The 8,634-nt window shown below is 62.6% G+C and carries 4 protein-coding genes; all 4 read left to right on the top strand.

What is annotated here, in order from left to right; genetic code table 11:
- Window positions 1-3,880, top strand: a 3,880-nt coding sequence (locus KUV72_RS15760; RefSeq protein WP_222239047.1) for a beta strand repeat-containing protein, incomplete at its 5' end; no start/stop codon positions are given.
- A gap of 89 nt (window positions 3,881-3,969) precedes the next feature.
- Entirely contained in the window at window positions 3,970-5,193 is a 1,224-nt protein-coding gene (locus tag KUV72_RS15755) for a TolC family protein (protein ID WP_222239046.1), read from the top strand.
- A gap of 3 nt (window positions 5,194-5,196) precedes the next feature.
- On the top strand, window positions 5,197-7,335 hold the full coding sequence (locus KUV72_RS15750; protein WP_222239045.1) for a type I secretion system permease/ATPase: 2,139 nt from the start codon (window positions 5,197-5,199) through the stop codon (window positions 7,333-7,335).
- Window position 7,336: 1 nt separating this feature from the next.
- A complete protein-coding gene (locus tag KUV72_RS15745; RefSeq protein WP_222239044.1) occupies window positions 7,337-8,521 on the top strand; it encodes an HlyD family type I secretion periplasmic adaptor subunit in 1,185 nt (394 codons plus the stop codon).
- Window positions 8,522-8,634: the final 113 nt, after the last annotated feature.

The raw sequence follows: 8,634 nt of genomic DNA, 5'->3' as shown, positions 1-8,634 counted from the left end.
GTATACCGTGACGGCGGACGACGTCTCGAATGGCAGTGCCACGGTGGTGATTCCGAGCGATGCACTCACCGATGGCGACTATAGCGTCGCGGCGGTGATTACCGACGCTGCCGGTAATAGCTCCGCTGCCTCCAGCAGCGTCGACTTCACGGTGGATGCCACTAGTCCTGGCGGTGCCGCCGGTACCGATGCCCCGACGCTGGCAATCGCCGAGGCTTCAGATAACATCGTCAACGCCGCTGAGCTGTCCGACGGGGTTCAGACTAGCGTTGGTCTGACTGCCGGGACTCAGGCCGGTGACACCCTTACTCTGCAGATCGATAACGCGGGCGACGTGACGTATACCGTGACGGCGGACGACGTCTCCAATGGTAGCGCCACGGTGGTGATTCCGAGCAATGCTCTGGAAGACGGCGACTATAGCGTCGCAGCGGTGATTACCGACGCTGCCGGTAATAGCTCCGCTGCCTCCAGCAGCGTTGACTTCAACGTGGATACGGCCGCGCCTAGTGGTCCGAACAACTCGATTGCCTTCGATGATGAATTGATGAGTGCTGCGGAAGCCACGGCGATTTCCCTCAGCGGGCAGATTGATGCTGACAGCACTCTATCCAGTATCGTAATCAGTGATGGAGATAGTGATACCACCGATATCACTGTCGACCAAAGCGCGATTACCGTGGCTGGCGATGGCACTGTGAGCGTCACGGGGCTCGACCTCAGTGCGCTTGCCGATGGCGAATTGACGGTCACCATGACGCTTGAGGATACCGCCGGTAATAGCGGGACCGTGACCGATACTGCGACCCTGGACACTACCGGTGCCTTGATCGCCGATAGCAGCGAGGCACTGAATGAAGCGGTGAATGCCACGGTGTCGGGCAACCTGGCCGGTAATGACTGGGGGGATCTGGCGCAGATCGCGGTCACGGCCCCTGAGGGACTTACCGCCGGTGGCAGTGATGTCACCTGGGCGGGCAGCTACGATGCCCAGCAACAGAACTACACCATGACGGCGACGGTGGCGGGTGGTGACGTCGCGACGCTGGTCATCAACGGGGCAACGGGTGCTTACACCTTTACCCAGTTGGCGGCGCTGGATCACCCGGCCCTTGGTGCGGACATTCAGGAGCTCGGCTTCCAGGTCTCGACAGTGGATGCGGCCGGCAACAGCGCTGAGGGCAGCCTGGAGATCCAGCTCACCGACGCCGTGCCCGACGCCGCGGCGCCTGTACTTATCGATACCAGCGGGATGGCCCAGCCGGTGGAAGGCACTTTGGTCGATGACTTTGGTGCCGATGGTGGTGTGGTCAGCTCCATCGTGATCGATGGGGTGACTTTCCGCTACGATCAGGACAGCGGTAGCGTGGAGCAGCAGGGACAGTCCGACCTGATCGCCGGCTACCAATACGACGATACGTCCAGCCAATTGACGGTCACCACCGTGAAAGGCGAGACGTTTGACGTCAATCTTGCCGACGGGACCTACCGCTTCACACAAGGCAGCCTCGCCAATGATGCCTTTATGTCTGATCAGGCCCCTTCGGTCGGGTTGGGTGATTCTGCGAGTTTGCTGGGTATCGTGGGTGTAGACGCTCTTGGCCTAGTGAATTTTAGCGGAAGCCAAGCATTTAGCGTCAATGATCCAGACAACGATATCGCAAGTGTTACAGTAGCACTGACGTCGCTTCTTTCCGTTTCTTTGGGTAGTAGTCCTGGGTTCGAATACTCAGAATCAATGGCGCAGTCGTTTGGGCTTACAGTCGATAATTCGAATCGCTTGGGCTTCTTGGATAACAATGCATCGATTGTGATAACTGCAGCTGATGGAGGGCTGAGTTCTCAGCAATGGAACGAGTTTTTGGGTTCGATTTACTACAGTGGAGGCTTGACCTCAATTGGTCTACGTTCCTCTCTCTCGATTTCCGCGATAGATGTTGAGGGTAACGATGTCGGCCCTGAGTCTCGGGGCGACATACTCGAACTAGATCTTCTCAATGGTAACAGTGCTCCCGATTATCTGTTAGAAGATGAATCGGCCGATCCCGATGCGGGCAATACCCTCACGGGCACCGCCGACAGCGATCGCCTCTATGGCTACGGCGGCAACGATACCCTGAACGCCGGCGCCGGCAACGACATCCTGCGGGGTGGGGCCGGCGACGACAGTTTGTCCGGTGGAGACGGCGATGACCTGCTGATCGGCGGTGGCGGTGCCGATACCCAGGCCGGCGGCTCCGGCCAGGATGTGTTCCGCTTTGAAGCCGGAAACGCAGGGGCCGCCGGTAGCCCTGTCGTCGACACCATCACCGACTTCTCCCTCGGCGATGGCGATATTCTGGACCTTCAGGGCCTTTTGCAGAACGAGGTCAGGATCGGTAGTGATCCTGGCAACCTGACCAGCTTCCTGCACTTCGTGCGCACCGCGGATGGCGATACCCGCCTCGAGATCAGTTCCAGCGGCGGCTATCTGGGTGGCTACGACGCTGGCGAAACGGACCAGGTCATCCTGCTCGAAGGTGTCGATCTGGTCGGCCAGGGGGCAGATGCGGCGTCCGACTGGCAGATCATTCAGCAACTTCTCGAGGGTGGCCATCTCTCCGTGGACACCACCGTTCAGGCGGGAGAGACGGCGGTCGGCGGCTTCAAGTCGTCCACCGAGATCGATGCGACCCTGACCGACGGGGATGGCGACAGCACGTCCACCAGTGTGACGGTCGATGAGACCGGAACACTGGACGAACCGACGGTCCCCAGCGACCCGGATCCAGACAATACCGCGCCGATCGTACAGGCCGACAGCGGCCTGCTGGGGCTGCTGGATGTCTCGGCGCTGGGCATCATCGATCTCAACAGCCAGGCGTTGGTGGCTGCCGATGCCGAGAACAATCTCGCGTCGGTCACGATCGACTTCCGTCCCTTGCTCGATATCAATCTGACCGACTCGGTCGAACTGACGGCGTCCCAGTCCATGGCTCAGGAGCTCGGTCTGAGCATCTCGACGGAGAGCTCCAGCGGCGTCCTCGGGCTCGTGGCGCCGCGGGCCTCGCTGACCATCACCGCACTGGATGGCGGTCCCATCGACAATCTGGCGGTCAATGAGTTGCTGGGCAGCGTGAAGTTTACCGATGGCGACGGCGGTCTGCTCGGTCTTGGCACTGACCTGCAGCTCAGTGTGTTGAACGCGCTTCGCATCAGCGCCACCGACACCGAAGGACTCGAGGACAGCGAACTGGTCGGTAACCTGTTGCAAGCCGAAGCGTTGGACCAGCTGTTCGGCGGCAGCACCTACATCGAAGAAGGCGATGGAGGCAATAACGACCTGGATGGTGGCATCGGCAATGAACGCTTCTACGGCTACGCCGGTAACGACACCATCGACGCCGGGGAAGGTAATGATCTGCTGAGAGGCGGAACAGGCGACGACGTCCTCAACGGTGGCGGTGGCGACGACCTGTTGATCGATGGTCAGGGCAGCGACACCTTCAATGGTGGCGCCGGCAACGATGAGATTCGTCTTTCCGGGACGGGCTTTGCCGCCATCGACGGAGGTAGCGGGGAGGATGTGCTGCTGCTCGATGGCGGCATCGACCTCGATCTGACTGATGCGTCTGTCGGTACGATCGGCAATATCGAGCGTATCGACCTGGGTGATGACGATGGGGCATCGCGCCTGACCCTCGATGAGGACGAGACCATCGCCCTGACCGATGACGACAACCTGCTGACGGTGGAAGGCGATAACGGCGATACGCTCAGTGCTAGCGGCGCCGTGGCCACTGGCAACCAGCAGACCAGCGGTGATACCACCTATGTCGAGTACAGCCTGGGCAGTACCACGCTGCTGGTGGAAGACACCGTCAATGTGGAGGTCAATTGAGGGTGGGGGTAGCGCCTGGCGCAGTGCAAGCAAGGTCAGGTCGACCACGCAGGGCCAGGTGCCGTTGGTGGATCGCTGGCGGGGCGCTGATGGTCTGCGCCCTTCAGGCCCAGGCGCTGAGTCTGTCGGAAGCAGTGGTCCAGGGGCTGGCCGTCAATCCCGAGGTACGGGCGGCGGAATCCGACGTTCGGGTGGCCGCCACCGAGGTGGATATCGCGCGCGATAGCTACTGGCCCTCGGTGGAGGTGTCGGCGGGTCCGGAGAACTCGCTGATGGGAGAGCTCGGCTACGATGTCACGGCGACCCAGGTGCTGTATGACTGGGGACGTATTGCGTCGCAGGTGGCGTCGGCCTCGGCCGAATACCGCCATCGGTTGGCCTCGCTCAAGGTGACCAGCGACGAAGTGGCGCTGGATATCATCGAGCTTTACCTCGACGTGGTGGCGGCCCAGCTCCGCGTGGTCGAGGTGGAGGGCTATCTGGACCGGCTCGAGGCGCTGGCGGCGATGACCGACCAGCGGGATCTTGGTGGCTACAGCGATCGCAGCGAAAGCGAGCGCAGCCGTCTGGACATCGCCCGTGCCCGTGAGCAACTGGCGATGGAGCGGGGTGGCCTTAGTGAGGCCCAGCAGGAACTGCGGGTGTTGCTGCAACGGGACATCCTGGCCACCCAGATGCCCGACCCCGAGGATTATCTGGCAAGCCTGGCTGCACCGGCGCAGGTGGACCTTGCGATCGAGGACGCCCCGGTGCTCGAACAGAGCGAGACCGACGTGTCTGTGGCGAAGGCTGAGCTGGAAGAGTCTGAGGCGGCCTTGATGCCCCAGCTCAACCTCGAAGGATCGCTGCTCAGGCGTGAGGTCGGCGGGGTGATGGAAGAGGATCAGGTGATCGCCCTGCGTGTGCGGATGGCGCCCATCCAGGGGCTGTCCAACTGGCGTAGGACTGATGCTGCCGCGCAGCGGGTGGAGTCTTCGCAATTCTCGCTGCGGGCCGCACGGCGCGATCTTCAGCGCACCATCGCCGGCTTGAAGGAGCAGTATCAGGTGACCCAGTGGCGTCTGGAAGGGCTCGAGGAACAGATCGATCGGGCCGGCGAGGTCCTGACGACCTACGAAGACCAATTCAGCGTCGGTCTCCGGGACATCGCCGATCTGCTCAGTATCGAGAGCGAGCGGTTCGAGGCGGCCAGGCAGCGTATCGACGTGGAGATCCAGCAACTGCGTCTGCAGTACCGGGCCGCTTCGCAGTTGGGAACGCTGGCCGCCGTGGTGCCGAGGCTCGAGGAACAGGATATCGCGCAGGGAGGCTGAGCGATGGAGTCGTCACAAGGCGTGACTGGAGACGCATTACGAGAAGGGCTAGTCGTGCTGTGCGAGCAGTGGGGTCGGCATTGCACCACCGCCGAACTCGGCGATGGCCTACCGCTGGAGCAGGGGAGGTTGCCCGTGTCCGAGGTACCGCGCGCGCTGAGGCGGGTACAGATGAAGGCACGCTGCCTCGACGTTCCGTTGGACAGGCTGGCCAATGACCTACTGCCGGTATTGATCGAGCTGGACGACGAGCGCTGGGTGACGGTGGTGGCCCGTGAAGAGGGCGCGATCCAGGTACTGCTGAGTGAAAGCGGTGGTGGTACCGAAATTTGGAGCCCCCGAGAGCTTTGTGCCAGGCATACCGGCGTGACGATCGTCGCCAGGCCGGACCTTCAGCCGGATGATCGGGCCGGGGGCTTCGCCGAGGAGCCGCAGGAGCACTGGCTGAAAGGCCCCCTGAGCCGCTGCTGGGGAACCTGGGTGGAGGTTGGCGTGGCGGCCTTGATGGCCAACTTGCTGGCCATCGGTACGGCGCTGTTTGCCATGCAGGTGTATGACCGGGTGGTGCCCAATGAGGCGTTCTCCACCCTATGGATCCTGGCCAGCGGTGTCGTTCTGGCGATCCTGCTCGAATTTGGCCTGCGGGTACTGCGGGCGAGTCTGCTCGACAACACCGGCAAGCAGCTTGATCAACAGCTATCGTCGCGGCTCTTTTCACAGGTGATGAACCTGCGCCTGGCGGCAAAGCCGGGGTCGGTGGGAGCTTTTTCCAGCCAGATTCGAGAGTTCGAGAGCGTTCGCGAGTTCCTGACGTCTTCCACCATCGGTGCGATCAGCGACTTGCCTTTCGTCGTGCTGTTTCTGGGTGTCATCTACTTTATCGGTGGTGACATGGTGTGGGTGCCGGTGGCTGGCATCGTGATGATGGTGTTGCCCGGCCTGCTGGCCCAGCGCAAACTGGCGCGGCTTTCGCGCCAGAACCTGCGAGAAGGGGCGGTGCGCCAGGGGGTACTGCTAGAGACCGTTGACCACCTTGAATCGGTCAAAGCCAGTCGTGCCGAGGGCCGCCACCTGCGGCTGTGGGACAGCCTGTCAGGGGAGCTCGCCGATGCCTCCACCCGTCATCGGCGGCTGTCATCCAAGCTGACCTACGGCGCTTCCATGGTCCAGCAGCTAGTGTATGTCGGTGTGGTCATCGCCGGTGTTTACGTCATCTCTGCCGGCGAACTGACCGTCGGTGGCTTGATCGCCTGTACCATCCTGACCTCACGGGTGGTGGCGCCGATGGCCCAGGTGGCCGGTATTCTGGCGCGCTGGCAGCACGTCAAGGTCGCCATGGAAGGCCTGGACGGCTTGATGGACGCCCCGACAGAACGCCCGGTGGGACGCCAGTTTGTGCGCAAGGAACGGGTCCAGGGGCGTTACGAACTACGTGAGGTCGGGCTTGCCTATCAGCAGGATGCGCCGCCCGCCCTGGCGCTCGACTCGTTGTCTCTCGCCGCGGGCGAGCGCATTGCCCTGCTGGGAGGCAATGGCGCGGGTAAGTCGACCCTTCTGCGGCTGTTGGCGGGGTTGGTGGATCCTGCGAACGGGACGGTCCAGCTCGACGAGGTGAGCCTGAGCCAGATCGAGCCAGGGGATCGTCGCCGTGCCATCGGCTATGTGCCCCAAGACATCGCGTTGTTTCACGGCACCCTGCGCGACAACCTGATGCTGGATGGCGGCGCCTATCACGACGAGGAGATGATGGAGACGCTCGATCATGTCGGCCTCGGTCGCTTCGTCCGCCGGCACGCCCTGGGGCTGGATATGCCTCTTCAGGGCAATGCCAGCCTGTCCGGGGGGCAGCGCCAGGCGGTTGGCCTGGCCCGGCTGATCCTGCAGGACCCGCGTATCGTGCTGATGGATGAGCCTACGGCTGCCTACGACCAGTCCAACGAGCAGCGGGTCATCGCCTTCCTTATGCGCTGGCTGGAGGGGCGGACGGTGGTGATTTCGACCCACAAGAAGTCGCTGTTGTCGTTGGCACATCGGGCGGTGGTGCTCAAGGATGGCCGGCGGGTCATGGATGGCCCCGTCGACAAGGTAGTCTCGGGCAATCAGGTCAGGACCACCGCAGCCCGCGCCTCAGGAGAGCAGTGACATGGCCAGTGCAACATCACGCCAGCGGCAGGTGCTGGAGCAGCTGCAGGGGGGGAGCTCGCTGCCCCAGGGTACCCACGTCATTCTGTGGGCCTGCGTCGCCACCATCGCGATCTTTATTGCCTGGGCGTCCTGGGCCACCATCGACGAGGTCACCCGTGGCGACGGTAAGGTGGTGCCCTTATCACGCATGCAGACGATACAGAGCCTGGAGGGTGGCATCCTCGAGCGTCTGTTGGTGCAGCGGGGCGAGCGGGTCGCTGCAGGGCAGCCTCTGCTGCGGCTGGACGATACGCGCTTTCGTAGCGCCTACCTGGAAACGATGAGTCAGGTCGAGGTCCTCGGGGCGTCCATCGCGCGCCTGGAAGCAGAGGTGTTAGAGCAGGAGAGCATTCGTTTTCCCGACGATATCGATGAGCAGGGCGAGCTGGCGCGCTCCGAACGCGCGCTGTTCGAGGCCCGGCGCAATCGCCTGCTGCAGGCAGAGGCCTCCATCGAGGACGAGATGGCCATCGCCAGGCGCCAGTTGAGGCTGCTGGAACCGCTGGTCGAGCGACGCTCCGTCAGCGAGATGGAGGTCCTGAAACTGCAGCAGACGGTGGCCTCGTTGGCCGGCAAGCTGGCCGAGATGCGCAATAGTTATGTCCAGGATGCCTATGCTGAGCTTTCCACCAAGCAGGCGGAGCTGTCGACGCTGGAGCAGACATTGCTGCAGCGTCGCGACCAACTCGAGCGCACCGAGATCGTGTCGCCGGTGCACGGGCGGGTGAACGACATCATGGTCACCACCACCGGTGGGGTCATACAGCCTGGCGAGCCGATCCTGGAAATCACACCGCTGGAAGACCAGCTATTGATCGAAGCACGGATTCGGCCGGAGGACGTGGCGTTCGTGGCTCCGGGCATGCCGGCTAGCGTCAAGATCACGGCCTACGACTACACCATTTACGGCGACCTGGAAGGCACGGTGGAGCAGATCAGCGAGGATACGATCGAAGAGGAAACGCCGCGCGGCAAGGTGTCCTACTACGAGGTGCTGGTGCGCACCGATGAAGCCCACCTCGAGCGCCACGGCGAGCGTTTCGCTATTCGGCCCGGTATGGTGGCCGAAGTCGATATTCAGACAGGTGAGCGATCGCTATTGAGCTATCTGCTCAAGCCGATCATAAAGGCTAGGCTGTACTGAAGGCAGGGAGCGTCCGGCGAGAATTCGTTTGGCTTGTCGCGTCGCGGCCTGAAGACAGCAGCGGGAAGCGTCGGTAACGCTTCCCGCTGCTTGTCGGGTCGCCGGATCCCGTC

The organism is Halomonas sp. DP4Y7-1, from assembly GCF_019800705.1.
GTDB classification, from domain to species: Bacteria; Pseudomonadota; Gammaproteobacteria; order Pseudomonadales; family Halomonadaceae; genus Halomonas; species Halomonas litopenaei_A.
This window is presented reverse-complemented; position numbering and strand designations above follow the sequence as displayed.